General features: G+C 64.5%; 16 protein-coding genes. 8 read left to right on the forward strand and 8 right to left on the reverse strand.

Features of this window, described 5'->3' with window-relative positions; genetic code table 11:
• Positions 1–4: 4 nt before the first annotated feature.
• From ACK4S9_RS03935 to ACK4S9_RS03950, 4 genes are read right to left on the reverse strand one after another with little or no spacing between them, the layout of a single operon-like run.
• A complete protein-coding gene (locus ACK4S9_RS03935; RefSeq protein WP_409721725.1) occupies positions 5–2065 on the reverse strand; it encodes a sodium:solute symporter family protein in 2061 nt (686 codons plus the stop codon).
• Complete coding sequence (locus ACK4S9_RS03940; protein WP_409721728.1) at positions 2062–2367, reverse strand: DUF4212 domain-containing protein; 306 nt, start codon at positions 2365–2367, stop codon at positions 2062–2064. The genes ACK4S9_RS03935 and ACK4S9_RS03940 overlap by 4 nt, the downstream gene beginning before the upstream one ends.
• Complete coding sequence (locus tag ACK4S9_RS03945) at positions 2357–3940, reverse strand: sensor histidine kinase (protein WP_409721731.1); 1584 nt, start codon at positions 3938–3940, stop codon at positions 2357–2359. Before ACK4S9_RS03945 ends, ACK4S9_RS03940 begins: the two co-directional genes overlap by 11 nt.
• Positions 3937–4638 (reverse strand): response regulator, encoded by a 702-nt coding sequence (locus tag ACK4S9_RS03950; protein WP_409721734.1) that lies wholly within the window; start codon positions 4636–4638, stop codon positions 3937–3939. The genes ACK4S9_RS03945 and ACK4S9_RS03950 overlap by 4 nt, the downstream gene beginning before the upstream one ends.
• Positions 4639–4873: 235 nt before the next feature.
• Here ACK4S9_RS03950 and recA point away from each other — a divergent pair, with 235 nt between their 5' ends.
• From recA to ACK4S9_RS03980, 6 genes are all read left to right on the forward strand, one after another.
• Entirely contained in the window at positions 4874–5956 is a 1083-nt protein-coding gene (gene recA / locus ACK4S9_RS03955; RefSeq protein ID WP_409721738.1) for a recombinase RecA, read from the forward strand.
• Positions 5957–5978: 22 nt separating this feature from the next.
• Complete coding sequence (gene recX, locus ACK4S9_RS03960; RefSeq protein WP_409721741.1) at positions 5979–6437, forward strand: recombination regulator RecX; 459 nt, start codon at positions 5979–5981, stop codon at positions 6435–6437.
• A gap of 500 nt (positions 6438–6937) precedes the next feature.
• On the forward strand, positions 6938–7513 hold the full coding sequence (locus ACK4S9_RS03965; protein ID WP_409721743.1) for a DUF2889 domain-containing protein: 576 nt from the start codon (positions 6938–6940) through the stop codon (positions 7511–7513).
• 79 nt (positions 7514–7592) lie between these two features.
• The gene (sucC, locus tag ACK4S9_RS03970; RefSeq protein ID WP_409721746.1) at positions 7593–8762 is read left to right on the forward strand and encodes an ADP-forming succinate--CoA ligase subunit beta; all 1170 of its coding nucleotides are present in this window, start codon (positions 7593–7595) and stop codon (positions 8760–8762) included.
• Between the two features lie 18 nt (positions 8763–8780).
• Positions 8781–9662: a succinate--CoA ligase subunit alpha gene (gene sucD / locus ACK4S9_RS03975; protein ID WP_027865436.1), complete on the forward strand. Its 882-nt coding sequence runs from the start codon at positions 8781–8783 to the stop codon at positions 9660–9662.
• 322 nt (positions 9663–9984) lie between these two features.
• Positions 9985–10458 carry a pilin gene (locus tag ACK4S9_RS03980; protein ID WP_409721750.1) on the forward strand — a complete coding sequence of 158 codons (474 nt, stop codon included), beginning with the start codon at positions 9985–9987 and terminating at the stop codon, positions 10456–10458.
• Positions 10459–10572: 114 nt separating this feature from the next.
• Here the strand turns inward: ACK4S9_RS03980 and ACK4S9_RS03985 are convergent, their stop codons facing one another.
• From ACK4S9_RS03985 to ACK4S9_RS03995, 3 genes are all read right to left on the reverse strand, one after another.
• On the reverse strand, positions 10573–11247 hold the full coding sequence (locus ACK4S9_RS03985) for a hypothetical protein (protein WP_409721753.1): 675 nt from the start codon (positions 11245–11247) through the stop codon (positions 10573–10575).
• A 50-nt stretch (positions 11248–11297) separates the two neighbouring features.
• The gene (locus ACK4S9_RS03990; RefSeq protein WP_409721756.1) at positions 11298–12008 is read right to left on the reverse strand and encodes a flagellar brake protein; all 711 of its coding nucleotides are present in this window, start codon (positions 12006–12008) and stop codon (positions 11298–11300) included.
• 170 nt (positions 12009–12178) lie between these two features.
• On the reverse strand, positions 12179–12634 hold the full coding sequence (locus ACK4S9_RS03995; RefSeq protein ID WP_409721759.1) for a fasciclin domain-containing protein: 456 nt from the start codon (positions 12632–12634) through the stop codon (positions 12179–12181).
• Between the two features lie 185 nt (positions 12635–12819).
• Between ACK4S9_RS03995 and ACK4S9_RS04000 the strand changes: the two genes are divergently transcribed.
• On the forward strand, positions 12820–13719 hold the full coding sequence (locus tag ACK4S9_RS04000; protein WP_409721761.1) for a MerR family transcriptional regulator: 900 nt from the start codon (positions 12820–12822) through the stop codon (positions 13717–13719).
• 18 nt (positions 13720–13737) lie between these two features.
• Here the strand turns inward: ACK4S9_RS04000 and moaC are convergent, their stop codons facing one another.
• Entirely contained in the window at positions 13738–14241 is a 504-nt protein-coding gene (moaC, locus tag ACK4S9_RS04005) for a cyclic pyranopterin monophosphate synthase MoaC (RefSeq protein WP_409721764.1), read from the reverse strand.
• A 135-nt stretch (positions 14242–14376) separates the two neighbouring features.
• Here moaC and ACK4S9_RS04010 point away from each other — a divergent pair, with 135 nt between their 5' ends.
• Positions 14377–15921, forward strand: coding sequence for a M48 family metalloprotease (locus ACK4S9_RS04010; protein WP_409721767.1), 1545 nt, complete (start codon positions 14377–14379; stop codon positions 15919–15921).
• Positions 15922–15965: the final 44 nt, after the last annotated feature.

The following is a 15965-nucleotide window of genomic DNA, read 5'->3' on the forward strand; positions in this document are numbered from 1 at the left end:
CCTGCTACGGCTCCTCCTCCGGCGCCCGGATGTAATCCACCATGCCCATGCTCGCATGGCTCGGCGGCGCGCTCAGCAGGCTGCCGACCACGGTCGCCAGCAGCCCGGCCGGCACCCCGAACACGCCGGCCGCCAGCGGCTGGATGCCGAGCCAGGACTGGTCCAGGCTGCCGCCCAGGGTCGGGCTGGCGCGCAGCATGTACCACAGGCAGACCAGGAAGCCGGTGACCATGCCGGCCATCGCTCCCATGTGGTTGGCGCGCTTCCAGAACACGCCCAGCACCAGCACCGGAAAAAGAGTGGAACCGGCAAGCGAGAACGCCGCGCCAACCAGGGAGAGGATATCGGCGGGCTTTTGCGAGGCGGTGTAGGCCGCGATGAAGGCCACCGCCAGCAGCAGCAGCTTGGAGATCGTCACCCGCTTCTGGGTCGAGGCGCCCGGGTCGACCATCTTGTAGTACACGTCGTGCGACAGCGCGTTGGAGATCGCCAGCAGCAGGCCGTCGGCCGTGGACAGGGCCGCGGCCAGGCCGCCGGCCGCCACCAGGCCCGAGATCACGTAGGGCAGGCCGCCGATCTCGGGCGTGGCCAGCACCAGCACGTCGGCGTCGATCGCGATCTCGGCCAGCTGCACCACGCCGTCGCCGTTGATGTCGGCGATGCTGAGCAGGGGATTGACCTTGTCCACGCTGGCCCAGTACGAGACCCAGGTGGGCAGCGCCGAAAAATCGCTGCCCACCAGCGCGGTATAGATGTCGTACTTGGCCAGCACCGCCAGCGCCGGAATGGTCAGGTAGATCAGCAGGATGAAGAACAGGGTCCAGAACACCGACACCCGGGTCTCGTTCACCGAGGGCGTGGTGTAGGCGCGCATCAGGATGTGGGGCAGGGCGGCGGTGCCGAACATCAGGCAGAACACCACGGCCAGGAAGTTGTTGCGGCGCTTGTCCGATTCTTCCTCGGTGGCGCCGGGGAAGGGCACCGTGTGCGGCACCGGCGGCCGGGCGCGCGCCAGGTTGGCGTCGCGCTGCTCGAGCCACACGGCGCGCGCCTCGTCGGCCGACCCCGGATAGGTACTCAGGGCGCGCTCGGCCTGGCGCACCTCGACCAGCGAGGCGTTGCTGGCGCGCACCGCGGCCAGCTTGCGCTGCGCTTCCAGCTTGCCGGTTTCCCAGGAGCCCGGGAGGGCCGCCAGGCGCGCCGCGTATTCGTCGGCGCGGCGCCGGAACTCGGCCCGCACCTGTTCCTCGCGCGGGTCCTTGTCGAGCTGCTGCTCGCGCGCTGCCAGCTTCGGCAGCAGCGAGCCGTAGGCGACCTGGGGCACCGGGTTGTCGGCATGCTTGGCCGCCAGCCAGATGCTGGGGATCAGGAAGGCCACCAGCAGGATGATGTACTGGGCCACCTGGGTCCAGGTGATGCCGCGCATCCCGCCCAGGAACGAGCACACCAGGATCGAGGCCAGGCCGAGGAAGATCCCGACCGAGAAATCGACGCCGGTGAAGCGCGAGGCGATCAGGCCGACCGCGTAGATCTGCGCCACCACGTAGGTGAAGGAAACCAGGATGGTGGCGGCCACCGCCAGCGCCCGTACCGGCCCGCCGCGCCCACCCGCGCCGCCGCCATAGCGCACCGCCAGGAAGTCGGGGATGGTGTATTGCCCGAACTTGCGCAGGTAGGGCGCGATGAGCAGGGCCACCAGCACGAAGCCGCCGGTCCAGCCCATGATGTAGGCCAGGCCGTCGAAGCCGTACAGGTACAGCCCCCCGGCCAGGCTGATGAAGCTGGCCGCCGAGATCCAGTCGGCGGCCGTGGCCATGCCGTTGAACAGGGCAGGCACCCGGCGCCCGGCCACGTAGTATTCGGTGACGTTCGAGGTGCGCGCCACCACGCCGATGGTGGCGTACAGGACGATGGTGGCGAACATGAAGATGTAGCCGATCCACAGGCGCGGCATGCCTTCCTGCTCGAGCAGGGCCAGCGCGACCAGGAACAGGGCGAAGCAGGCGGTGTACCAGAGGTAGTAGCGCGACAGCTTGCGGAAGTAGGGCGGCTTCACGGCGCTCATGCGCTCTCCCGCGCGGCCTCGGGATGCAGGCTGTCGAGGCGGCGCATGCGCCAGGCGTAGAACACGATCACGACGAGCGACACCAGCGAGGCGCCTTGCGCCGCCATGTAGAAGGACAGCGGCCAGCCGAACACGGTGAAGCGCGACAGCTCGCGCGCGAAGAACACGGTGCAAAAGCCGGTGCACAGCCACACCACCAGCAGCGCCGCGGTCAGCCGGCGCGTCGCCTGCCAGTGCGCGGCGCGGGCGGCGGCCAGGCGCGCATGCGGATCGCTGTAAGTAGACGAAGAATCAGTCGGCATCGATGGGTTCATGGACAGGAGGCGGGAAGGTCAGCCGGAACAGGCTGCCCGGGTACTTGGACGAATGGCTGCGCGGATTGTTGAAGATGTCGATCTCGGCGCCGTGCTGCTGCGCGATCTCGCGCACGATCGCCAGCCCCAGGCCGCTGCCCTGCACGTTGCTGCCGAGGATGCGGTAGAAACGCTCGAACACGTTGGCGCGCTCGCTCGGCGCGATGCCGGGCCCGGTGTCCTCGACCTCGAGCAAGGCATGCTCGCCGTCGCGCCGCACGCGCACCGTCACGCTGCCCCCCTGCGGGGTGTAGCGCAGCGCGTTGTCGATCAGGTTCGACAGCAGTTCGCGCAGCATCAGCGCGTTGCCGGCGATATGCAGGGTTTCCTGCGAAGGCGCATCGGGCGATTCGTAGCCGAGGTCGATGCCGTGCGCGAACGAGGCCTGCACCCAGTCCTGCACGGTGGCGCGGGCCAGCTGGGCCAGGTCGATGTCTTCAAAAGCGAGGCCGGCGTGCGGCTGGTTTTCGGCCCTGGCCAAAGCCAGCAGCTGGTTGACCAGGCGCGTGGCCGATTCCGAGCTCTTGGCCAGCTGCTCCAGCGAACGGTGGATCTCGTCCGGGTCGACCTGGCGCAGCGCCAGCTCGGACTGCATGCGCATGCCGGCCAGCGGCGTCTTCATCTGGTGCGCGGCGTCGGCGATGAAGCGCTTCTGCATCTCGACGGTCTGGGCCAGGCGCTCGAGCATGTCGTTGAAGGAGCCGACCAGCGGCGAGATCTCTTCCGGCACCTGGCGCGGGTCGATCGGCGACAGGTCGTCCTGCGGGCGCGCGCGGATGCGTTCCTGCAGCTCGGCCAGCGGCGACAGCCCGCGCGACAGGGCGAACCAGACCAGCGCCAGGATCACCGGCAGGATGATGAACTGGGGCAGGATCACGCCCTTGATGATCTCGTTGGCCAGGTGGGCGCGCTTGTCGAGGGTTTCGGCGACCTGCACCAGGGCCAGGCTGGGCGGCGTGCCCATTGGACGCGTGCGCAGCGGGTCGAGGTTGACCCAGGAGTAGGCGACGCGTACCGGCGTGCCGTGGATGTTGTCATTGCGGAAGAGCACGGCGCCGCCGTGGGCGCCTTCCTCGAACATGCCATTGCGCGGGCGCGGCAGGTCGCGGTCGCCGTCGAGGTGGGCGCCGTCCGGCCCGCTGATCTGGAAGTAGACGCTGTCGACGTCGTCGGCGCGCAGCACGTCGGTCGCGCTGCCGGGCAGCTGCACCACGGGCCGCCCGGCCACCGTGCGGATCTGCTGCGACAGCACGGTGACGCGGTCTTCCAGCGCGTCGTCGAAAGGCTGGTTGGCGATCGACTTGGCCACCAGGTAGGTGATCGCGATGCTCATCGGCCACAGCAGCAGCAGCGGGGCCAGCATCCAGTCGAGGATCTCGCCGAACAGCGAATGGCGGATGTTCTCGTCGGGTTCGGGATTGGGCGGGACCCAGGGCCGCTGCCCGGCCGCCGGGAAGGGCGCGAACGGGTCCTGCCCCGCGCCTGGCGGCGTGTCGGCAAGCCCGCGTTCGTGCTCGTTCACTTGTTTTCTGGGGCCGTGGCGCGCGGGGCGTCGGAGTATTTCTCGAGGCAGTAGCCGAGGCCGCGCACGGTGGCGATGCGCACGCCGCCGACCTCGATCTTCTTGCGCAGGCGGTGCACGTAGACCTCGATGGCGTTGTTCGAGACTTCCTCGCCCCATTCGCACAGGTGGTCGACCAGCTGCTCCTTGGAGACCAGGCGCCCGGTGCGCGCCAGCAGCACTTCCAGCAGGCCCAGCTCGCGCGCCGACAGGTCGAGCATCTGGTCGTTGATGTAGGCGCTGCGGCCGACCTGGTCGTACACCAGCGGACCGTGGCGCACCACGGTGGGGCCGCCGCCGGCGCCGCGCCGGGTGAGGGCGCGCACCCGCGCCTCCAGTTCGGACAGGGCGAAGGGCTTGGCCATGTAGTCGTCGGCGCCGAGGTCGAGGCCCTCGACGCGCTGCTCGACCGAGTCGGCGGCGGTGAGGATCAGCACCGGCAGCAGCGAGGAGCGCGCGCGCAGGCGGCGCAGCACTTCCAGGCCGGACAGCTTGGGCAGGCCGAGGTCGAGGATCAGGAGGTCGAACTCCTGGGTGGACAGGGCCGTATCGGCATCCTGGCCGTTCTTGACGCAATCGATGGCATAGCCGGACTGGCGCAGGGAACGCGTTAGCCCATCGGCAAGTACGCTATCATCTTCGGCGAGCAGAATTCGCATGGGGGCACCTGTAAAACGTTAGACCATCAACAGGCCTTATTGTGTTTGATTTATCGCAACAATGCGAGCCTCGCATATAACAACACCGCGATTTTTTTCGCTTGCCTAAACCACTGGATTTATATACAGTAGTGGCTTGATTTCGCGTGCGGGGACACTGGATTTTTATACAGCAGTTCTCTTGATTTAAGCGGTAGCGCCCCTACCTTGCCTACTCCACAGCTGAAAGTACATCATGGACGACAAAAAACTCGCATTAAACGTTGCCGAAAAAGGCAAAGCGCTGGCAGCTGCCCTGGCGCAGATTGAAAAGCAGTTCGGCAAGGGCTCGGTCATGCGCATGGACACCAACGCACCGGTCGAGGAAGTGCAGACTGTTTCCACCGGCTCGCTGGGCCTGGACATCGCGCTGGGCGTCGGCGGCCTGCCGCGCGGCCGTATCGTCGAGATCTACGGTCCGGAGTCGTCGGGTAAAACCACCCTGACGCTGCAGACCATCGCCCAGATGCAGAAGCTGGGCGGCACCTGCGCCTTCATCGACGCCGAGCACGCGCTCGACGTGACCTATGCGCAGAAGCTGGGCATCAACCTGGGCGACCTCCTGATCTCGCAGCCGGACACCGGCGAGCAAGCCCTCGAAATCACCGACGCGCTGGTGCGTTCGGGCTCGGTCGACCTCGTGGTCATCGACTCGGTGGCGGCACTGACCCCGCGCGCCGAGATCGAAGGCGACATGGGCGACTCGCTGCCGGGCCTGCAGGCGCGACTGATGTCGCAGGCGCTGCGCAAGCTGACCGGCTCGATCAACCGCACCAACACCCTGGTCATCTTCATCAACCAGATCCGCATGAAGATCGGCGTGATGTTCGGCAGCCCGGAAACCACCACCGGCGGTAACGCGCTGAAGTTCTACGCCTCCGTGCGCATGGACATCCGCCGTACCGGCTCGATCAAGTCGGGCGACGAAGTGATCGGTAATGAAACCAAGGTCAAGGTCGTCAAGAACAAGATCGCGCCGCCGTTCAAGGAAGCCCACTTCGACATCCTGTACGGAGAAGGCACCTCGCGCGAAGGCGAAATCCTGGACCTGGGCGCCGACAACAAGATCGTCGAGAAGTCGGGTTCGTGGTACAGCTATAACGGCGAACGCATCGGCCAGGGCAAGGACAACGCCCGTCAGTTCCTGAAAGAGCGTCCGGCACTGGCACGCGAAATCGAGAACAAGGTCCGTGCCGCGCTGGGCGTGCGCGAGCTGCCGCCGGTCCTGGCTGCTGTCGAAGACAGCGGCAAGGACAAGCTGAAGGCAGTCGGCGAGTAATCGCTGAGCTTGTAGAGTGCCTATGCCTGCACCCCAGCTGAGCCTGAAAGCGCGCGCGCTTCGCTACTTGTCGATGCGCGAGCACAGCCGGCTCGAGCTGGGGCGCAAGCTGGCCCGTTATGCCGAGGAGGGCGATGACGTGGAAGCCCTCCTGGATTTCCTTGAGAAGAACAACTGGCTGTCGCAGGAGCGTTTTGCCGAATCCCTGATTAACAGGAAGGCAAGTCGCTTCGGCAACAGCCGCGTGATGGCCGAGCTGCAAAGCCACGGCGTCAACGGTGAAGCGCTGGATGAGATCAAGGCCGCGCTCGCCGACAGCGAAACGGCGCGCGCCATCGAAGTCTGGCGGCGCAAGTTCGGCACCGTCGCCGTCGATGCGGCTGAGCGTGCCAAGCAGATGCGTTTCCTGCTGCAGCGTGGTTTCTCCCAACGCGCTGCGCGGACCGCGATGCAGGGCGCTCCCGACGACGACGAGCTGTAAACAGGCTCGGGTTCAAGCCTGTTGTCTTGATGAGCCGGCCTGGCCCCAGGCTTGCTCTGACGATATGCCAGGCGTGGCCGCAGGCCTGATGTATCACCCTTCGATCGTTCACGCTTCTCTATAATGAGAAGCCTTGCTCCGGCGCCAGCGTGGAGCGTCATCCCCGATATGCCCAGGCATATTCCTCAACGGACGATGGCGCTGCACGCTGGCGCTGTGCGTTTACCGGGACGGTCCAGGCGCCCCTACCATGATTGGTCTTGCCACCGGCCGAACCCGTCCAGCCAAAGCAATATTGACGGCTCAGCAAGAATCCGGGCCCATCTGACCCGCAACCCGGCAAAAAGGCTTCTGTTGCAGTGCAACGGCCAACACACCTGTGCTAAACTTTCACGGTTTAAGCAGCGCCGCATGAGCGGTTGTTGTCGTAGAAGCTACGGCAACGTGCATGAAGCACACTGGCTGCGCCACTAACCGCCGCGTAAGCGGCATTGGTTTTTATGCCCCTGTCTCCTCCCGTATCGCGCTCGCTCCGGCATACGCGCGCCATCACCGTCGATGCCTACGCGCGCGACGATGGCTTGTGGGATCTGGACGCCAGTATCCGCGACGTCAAAACCCGTGACATTCCGCTTCTCTCCGGCACCCGCCCGGGAGGGTGCCCTGTGCACGACCTCAAGTTGCGCGTCACCATCGACCGCAATCTGACCATCGTGGACGCTGAAGCCGCGTCCGATGCCGTTCCGTATCCCGGTTTTTGCGAGACCATCGGCCCTGCTTACAAGAAGCTGATTGGCCTGTCGCTCATGAACCACTTCCGGCTGCACCTGAAAGACCGCCTTTCCGGCGTGCTCGGCTGCACCCACCTGACCGAATTGGCCCAAGTGCTGCCTACCGCAGCGCTGCAGGCCTACGCCGACGATGAGTTCGACGATCGCGGCGGTGCCGACGCCGATCCTGGTAAAAGCGCGGCCGAACGGCCTTTCGAGCTCGACCGTTGCCATGCGCTGCGCAGCGACGGACCCGCCGTGGCCACCTACTATCCGCGCTGGTCGATCAAAGCCGTGTCGGGTTAGGATTCGCTGTTTTGTCGATAGTAGTTATTTATTAAATCAACCGTATTTCTAATTCAGTAATAGAAGAAGGGAAGCCAGCATGAAAATCCATGAGTATCAAGGCAAAGAAATTCTCCGAAAATTCGGAGTGACCGTTCCGCGCGGCATCCCGTGCATGAGCGTCGAAGAAGCGGTCAAGGCCGCTGAAGAGCTGGGCGGCCCGGTCTGGGTCGTCAAGGCACAGATTCACGCAGGCGGCCGCGGCAAGGGCGGCGGCGTGAAAGTTGCCAAGTCGATGGAACAGGTCAAGGAATATGCCGACCAGATCATGGGTATGCAGCTGGTGACCCACCAGACCAGCCCGGAAGGCCAGAAAGTGCGCCGTCTGCTGATCGAAGAAGGCGCGGACATCAAGAAGGAACTGTACGTTTCCCTGGTGACCGACCGCGTCACCCAGAAGGTCGTGCTGATGGCCTCGTCGGAAGGCGGGATGGACATCGAAGAAGTCGCGCACAGCAACCCGGAAAAGATCCACAATGTCGTGATCGAACCGTCGGTCGGCCTGACCGATGAGCAGGCAGACGACGTCGCCCGCAAGATCGGCGTGCCGGAAGAATCCATCGTCGACGCCCGCACCAACCTGCAGGGCCTGTACAAGGCGTACTGGGAAACCGACGCATCGCTGGCCGAAATCAACCCGCTGATCCTGACCGGTTCGGGCAAGGTCATCGCCCTGGACGCCAAGTTCAACTTCGACTCGAACGCCCTGTTCCGTCATCCGGAAATCGTCGCCTACCGCGACCTGGACGAAGAAGATCCGGCTGAAGTCGAAGCATCGAAGTTCGACCTGGCTTACATCTCGCTCGACGGCAACATCGGCTGCCTGGTGAACGGCGCCGGCCTGGCCATGGCCACCATGGACACCATCAAGCTGTTCGGCGGCGAGCCGGCCAACTTCCTGGACGTGGGTGGCGGTGCAACCGCAGAAAAGGTTACCGAAGCTTTCAAGATCATGCTGAAGAACCCGGGCCTGAAAGCCATCCTGGTCAACATCTTCGGCGGCATCATGCGCTGCGACGTGATCGCCGAAGGCGTCATCACCGCATCGAAAGCTGTCTCGCTGCAAGTGCCGCTGGTCGTCCGCATGAAGGGCACCAACGAAGACCTGGGCAAGAAGATGCTGGCTGATTCCGGCCTGCCGATCATCTCCGCAGACACCATGGAAGACGCAGCGAAGCAGGTCGTTGCCGCTGCCGCTGGCCAAGCCTAATTCGCGAAGGAAATAAAAATGTCGATTCTGATTAACAAAGACACCAAAGTCATCACCCAAGGTATTACCGGCAAGACCGGTCAATTCCACACCCGCATGTGCCGTGACTACGCGAACGGCCGTGAAGCCTTCGTGGCAGGCGTGAACCCGAAGAAAGCCGGCGAAGATTTCGAAGGCATCCCGATCTACGCATCGGTCAAGGAAGCCAAGTCGGAAACCGGCGCCACCGTGTCGGTGATCTACGTTCCGCCGGCAGGCGCAGCCGCCGCGATCTGGGAAGCTGTAGAAGCCGAACTGGACCTGGCAATCTGCATCACCGAAGGCATCCCTGTCCGTGACATGATGGAAGTCAAGGACCGCATGGCCAAGGCCGGTTCGAAGACCCTGCTGCTGGGCCCGAACTGCCCAGGCCTGATCACTCCGGACGAGATCAAGATCGGCATCATGCCGGGTCACATCCACAAGAAGGGCCGCATCGGCGTCGTGTCGCGCTCGGGCACCCTGACCTATGAAGCAGTCGGCCAGCTGACCGCACTGGGCCTGGGCCAGTCGTCGGCAGTCGGCATCGGCGGCGACCCGATCAACGGTCTGAAGCACATCGACGTGATGCGCATGTTCAACGACGATCCGGACACCGACGCCGTCATCATGATCGGCGAGATCGGCGGCCCGGACGAGGCGAACGCTGCTCAGTGGATCAAGGACAACATGAAGAAGCCGGTCGTCGGCTTCATCGCTGGCGTCACCGCGCCTCCGGGCAAGCGCATGGGCCACGCCGGCGCGCTGATCTCGGGCGGCGCCGACACCGCGCAAGCCAAGCTGGAAATCATGGAAGCCTGCGGTATCACCGTCACCAAGAACCCGTCGGAAATGGCACGCCTGCTGAAGGCCATGCTGTAATCTAGCGACCATCGGTCGACGAGGACGGGGAGCGCAAGCTCCCCGTTTTTTTTACCAGTTGGTAAAATTTTGGGCATGCCACGACGTGTAGCTGGTATGCATGACAAATTACGTTCCATAAACTGTCCAGCTGACAAAAATTGCTGAGCCCGAGTGACAAATTTTGTCACTGCTCAAGCCAAAACCTGTCCTGGCACGCCGTTTTCTTATCTCCGCACTAATAAAATCAGCATTTTTGGGCCTGGCACACCACTTGCATATAGGAAAGCGTGGCAACAAGCAGTATCCCAATTACCTGAAACACCACCCTGGAGAGATAGAAATGAACATCAAGCAAATGCAAACCAAAAAAGCTGAAGGCGGTTTCACCCTGATCGAACTGATGATCGTCGTCGCGATCATCGGTATCCTGGCTGCTGTCGCAATTCCGGCTTACCAGGACTACATAGCCAAGTCGAAGGCCGCAGCTGCCTACGCCGATATCGCCGCTGGCAAGACCGGCTTCGAGATGGCCGTCGTCGAAGGCATGCCTGCAAACGCCTCTGCCACTGACTACCGCGCGAAAGCTGGTCTGGCTGCCGACACCGGCAACTGCTCCGCGATCACCGCTGCCGCTCCGGGCAACGACACCGCCGTTCTGACCTGCACCATCCGTAACCCGGGCCGTATCGGCAGCGCCCCGACCATCGCACTGCACCGCAACAACGATGGCATCTACAGCTGCAAGACCACCGGCTTCCCAACGAACGACACCAAGTACACCCCGGCTGGTTGCACCGCTGCCGCAGCTAACTAATCAGCGACCTGACGCCTGGCCGAGCACACGGCCAGCACTAGAAGAGACCGCCCCCGGCGGTCTCTTTTCATTTCCGCCCGCGCTTTGCGTGCGGCAGGATCACCAGAGCGCGGGTCATTGGGCGTCGCATGGCTGGGCAGCGCCAACTGCAATGCCGGCATCTGCCGGGCGAAGATCGAGTGCAAGGCTGTCGAGAAAGGCTTCGCCCTCGGCCTGGTAGCGGGCGGCATCGTAACCCGGCACATGGCGGATCGAATAAACGATATCGACGGCGACCGCCGGATGCTGTGGAAGGGGGCAGTAACGTCCGACGACGTCCAGCAGCAGGAAAGGATGCGTTCCGAGATTGCGTGCGCCGTGATCCTTCACGCGCATGTGATAGCGCACGCATGCCGCCTGTGCAGGATCGGGAACGAAGCTCGAGAAGACCGGCGTGAAACGGCCGTCCGACCCCCACTGGTCCTTCCGCTCGCGCACGAAGGCAAGCCGGGCTTCCTCGCCGGGAATGGATGGCGTGCAGCTTGCAGCGAGCACCAGGGTATAAAACGTGAGCTGTCTCGGGTCGGTACGCTTGTGATAGGTGATCCGCGTGTCGGTGGCTTCCGCGGTCCAGTTCTGGCCAGGCGGCGGCAGGAAGGAAAACCCGAACACACTATGGAGGCGCGTCTTCCCATCCATGGAGGACTGTGCCTGCCGTGCACAGGCGGCCAAGGCTGCCGCCAGCAGTATCCCGATCACTGACATCCTGACGATCATCGTGTCCTCGCGCGTGGCCTGGCCGGACTTCATTGTGGAACCACGCGCAGGGCCCGGCGGCGATCTGCCGCAAGTGTGCCTGCCTAGACGATCTTGAGCCGATCCGCCAGCAGCGCCTCGTAGGTCATGTTCTGCAGCAGCGTGTAGTGCACGGGATCCAGGTCGACGAACTGGACGCCGTAGCTGTAGACGTCGGGCTTGTCCGGCGCCGGCCGGGCAACCGTCATGTTCCTGATCGCCGCCAGCGTCTCCACCCGCACTTCCTCGTTGGCAGGCGGCGTCGCCAGCGTGAATGCCAGCGTGAGCACTTCGCTGCCGGCCGGCAGCGGATAGCTCGCATCGATCCTGGCGCCCGTGACCGAGACGTTGGCCAGGGTGCAGGCGATCGGCGAAGCACTCCCCGCCTTGGACACGTGCGCCGGAATCTCGGCCTTGACCCGCATCGCGCCGCGCAGGCTGGTGCCCTGGATCGAGGTAGGGAAGGACAAGTGCACGTAGTTCAATGGCCGCGCGAACACCCGCTCGACCGAGCACGCGAACGAGCACACGTTCACTCCCGAGAACACCCGGATCGTCAGGCGGTCGCCTTCGGTCATCGCGATCGGCGCGCCGTTCTCCGCCGGAATCTTGATGATCAGGTACTCGTCCTTGACGTAGCCGATCAGGGTCGAGAAATACTGGGCGGGCTTGAGGTGCCGGTGGGTCATCACCTGCAGCCGGACGCCGACCTGCAGGTTCATGGTTTCGAACTCGAATTCCTGGGGCTTGAGTTCGCGTGCTGGTTCACTGTTCATGCGATGCGTGGCCTGTTTCGCCGTCGGGACGACTGGCGAGAGGCGGCATCATATCAGCTTATATGTATGCCGGCTGAACCGATCAGGGCGGTGAATATTGGTGAGATTCGACCTGGAGAATTCATTGCAAGCACCACCGCCGATGCTGCGACCGGCGGTGGAAGCGCCGCTCATTTCGGCATGATGACCGTATCGATGACGTGGATCACGCCATTGTCCGCTGCGATATCGGTTTTCGTGACGGTGGCCTTGTCGACCATGACCTTGCCGTCGCTGGTGCTGACCTTGAACGCGTTGCCTTCGACGGTCTTGACCATGCCTGGCTTGACGTCCGCCGCCATCACCTTGCCCGGGACCACGTGGTAAGTGAGCACCTTGGTCAATGCGGCCTTGTCCTTGAGCAGGGCATCCAGCTTCGCCTTGGGGATCTTGGCGAATGCCGCATCGGTCGGCGCGAACACCGTGAACGGACCCGGACCTTTCAGGGTGTCGACCAAGCCTGCCGCCTGCACGGCGGTGACCAGCGTATTGAAGCTGCCGGCCGACTTGGCGGTGTCGACGATATCGGCAGCCTGGACCGAGCCGAGGGCCAGGGCAAACGGGACTGCGAGGAAGAATCGTTTCATGATGCGCTCCTGGTGGTGGGGGGAATGAAATGAACTTGTCCCGATAATATAGAAAATTTTGGCGAAATGTCTAAGTGATGAACCTATAATTTCTTAACTAAATGGTTCAAAAACGGTGCATTGCCATGAACTCACCTCGCAAAGCGGTTCATCACGCTGTCGTTTATCGTGCCGGCGCCGCCCGCATGGCTGGCTTGCCAGTCGAGACCTTGCGCGTATGGGAGCGCCGCTACCAGATATCCGACACCAGGCGCTCCTCGCATGGGCAACGTCTCTACTCGGCCGAGCAGGTCGAGCGTCTTGCCTTGCTCAAGCAACTGGTCGACCAGGGCCACGGTATCGGCCTGCTGGCCGGGCTGTCACGTCAACAATTGCAGTTGATGCTGGAGCAGCACAATCCAGTGCAGTCCTCGTCTTCGGCTGCCCCGATACGTGTCGTGGTCGTGGGAACAAGCCTGCCGCGCAGGGTGGTGGCGCTCGGCGCCGAGGCGATCGGCCTCGACCTGCGCGTTCGCTGCGCCACGCTTGCCGAGCTGAACGAGCAGGAACCCGACGGCGACGCCGAGGTCCTCATCCTTGAAAAAGCGGAGCTGGACGATAGCGTACTGCCCCGCATCGATGCCCTGCGGGAGCGCATTCCAGCGGCCAGGCTGGTGCTGTATCGGTTCTCGTCGAGTGCGACGATCCGGGCCTTGCGTAGCGCCGGATGCGTGGTGGCTCGCCTGCCGGCCGACCTGAACGAGCTGGCACTCCTGTGCCGGCTTGCCATGCGGGGGCAGCGGCTACCCCTGTCGCACACGCCAGCCGCCGTGCCTGCGCCGCGCTATGCGGAAGACAGCCTGGCGATGCTGGCGCAAGCCAGCGGGCGCGTGAGCTGCGAGTGCCCGCGCCATCTGGCCGAGGTCTTGCTGACCGTGGGGAGTTTCGAGCGCTACAGCGCCCAGTGCGCGGTGCGCAGCCCGGAAGATGCCGAGCTCCACGCGACCCTGGAACGCAGCGCGGGGCAAGCCCGCGCCTTGCTGGAAGATGCCCTGGAACGGCTCGCGCTGGCCGAAGGCATTAGCGTGGTGACGAAGGGGGGATGACTGACGGAGCTGGCTGGCTCAGGGCAGCTGCGCCGTCCAGTCCCCGCTCTTGCCCCCATGCTTTTCCAGCACGCGCACGTTGGTCATGACCATGCCGCGGTCGACCGCCTTGCACATGTCGTAGATCGTCAGGAGTCCCACCTGCACCGCGGTCAGCGCTTCCATCTCGACCCCGGTCTTGCCGATGGTTTCGACCTGCGCCCGGCAATGCACGCTGCTGGCTGCCGCGTCCACCTCGAAATCCACCGCCACCCGCGTGATCGGCAGCGGGTGGCACAGCGGCACCAGGTCGCCCGTGCGCTTCGAAGCCATGATCGCGGCGATCCGCGCAATCCCGATCACGTCCCCCTTTTTCGCATTGCCCGACTCGATCAGCGCCAGGGTGTCGGGCTTCATGCGGATGGTGCCGGCGGCCACGGCGATGCGGTGGGTGTCCTGCTTGGCGCCGACGTCGACCATGTGGGCCTGGCCGCTGGCGTCGAAGTGGGTCAGGTGCTCTGCGGGCGGGTTGGGCGTACTCATTGCCGGCTCATTTTCATTTATATAAGGGCGTGGAACAAAGTGTTTCGGGTGCAGCAACGCGGCTGCGGATAGGGTTATCATAGCATTGTGAACACCGCTCCCCGCCCAGCATCGGCGCGCCGCTGGCGCCCTGCGTTGACCGCCATTGCCCTGTGCACGGTGGCCGCCCTCGCGATTGCCGCACCCGCCGAGCCGCTCCACAAGCCGAACAACCTGCGCCTGCCGACGCTCGGCGACACCGCGCGCCAGGACCTGTCGCCCGTGATCGAGCGCAAGCTCGGCGAAGAGATCATGCGCGACGTCCGGCGCGACCCCGCCTATCTCGACGACGACCAGATCACCGAGTATTTGAACAACCTCGGCAACGCCTTGCTGTCCGCAGTGCCCGGGGCGCGCGGCGAGACTAATGCCGATTTCACGTTCTTCGCCATGCGCGACGCCAACCTGAACGCCTTCGCCCTGCCGGGCGGCTTCATCGGCGCCCACACGGGACTGATCGTGGCGGCGCAGAAGGAGTCGGAACTGGCCGGCGTGATGGCGCACGAGATCGGCCACGTATCGCAGCGCCACATCGCCCGCATGATCGGGCAGCAGAAGCAGGACGTGCTGCTGCCGCTGGCCTCGATGATCCTGGCCGCCCTTGCCGCCAAGGCGAGTTCGGATGCCGCGATGGGCGTCCTGATGGGCGGGCAGGGCCTGGCGGTGCAGCGCCAGCTCAATTTCAGCCGCGAGGCCGAGCGCGAGGCCGACCGCGTGGGTTTCCAGATCATGGCCGCCGGCGGCTATGACGTCACCGGCATCGTCGGGTTCTTCAGGCGCCTGCAGAGCGCCACCAAGCTGTCGGGCGACATTCCCGCGAACCTGGCCCACCTGAGCAGCCACCCCTTGACGGCCGAGCGCATCACCGACATGCAGGCGCGCATCCGCGAGATCCCGAAAAAGCCGCGGGTGGACAACCTCGACTTCCAGCTGGTGCGGGCGCGCGCCCGCGTGCTGCAGGACGAGAGCGTCAGCGGCCGCCGCGAAACCCGGAACGTGTTCGAGACCCAGCTCAAGGAATCGCACCGCCACCTGCAGGCCGGCGCGCAATACGGGCTGTCGCTGCTGGCGCTGCGCCAGGGGAATCTCAGCGAGGCGCAGGACTGGCTCGACAAGGCGCGCGCCACCGTCACGCCGAAGGAGGGCGTGCTCTCCAGCGAATCGAACGCGGGCGATGGGGCGGCGATGTTCGCCGGCCTGTCCATCGAGATCAAGCTGGCGCCGGGACAGTCGCCGGCCATGGCGGAGCAGGCGGTGCAGGAAGCGGATGCCGCGCGCCAGCGCTATCCGCTGTCGCGTGCCATCGCGCGCCAGTACGGCGAGGCCCTGATCGCGGCCGCCAAGTTTGAAGAGGCCACCCGCTTCCTGCGCGACCAGACCCAGCTCTACCGCCAGGAACCGAAGCTGCACGACATGCTGGCGCGCACCTATGCCAAGCAGGGCAAGATCGCCCTGCAGCACATGTCGCTGGCGGAATCGTATGCGCTGGCCGGCGCCTTGCCGGCGGCGGTCGCGCAGCTCGAGCTGGCGCGCAAGGCGGGCGACGTGTCCTTCTACGACCAGGCCGTCATCGATGCGCGCGAGCGCGAGCTGAAGGCGCGCCAGAAGGCCGAGAAAGAAGGCGAGAAAGACTTCCCCTAGCCGTAGGGGGCGGCGTGAACGATGCGGGCTGCGGTCGATGTCGG

Origin of the sequence: Massilia sp., assembly GCF_046293535.1 — a bacterium.
Taxonomy (GTDB): Bacteria; Pseudomonadota; Gammaproteobacteria; order Burkholderiales; family Burkholderiaceae_D; genus Telluria.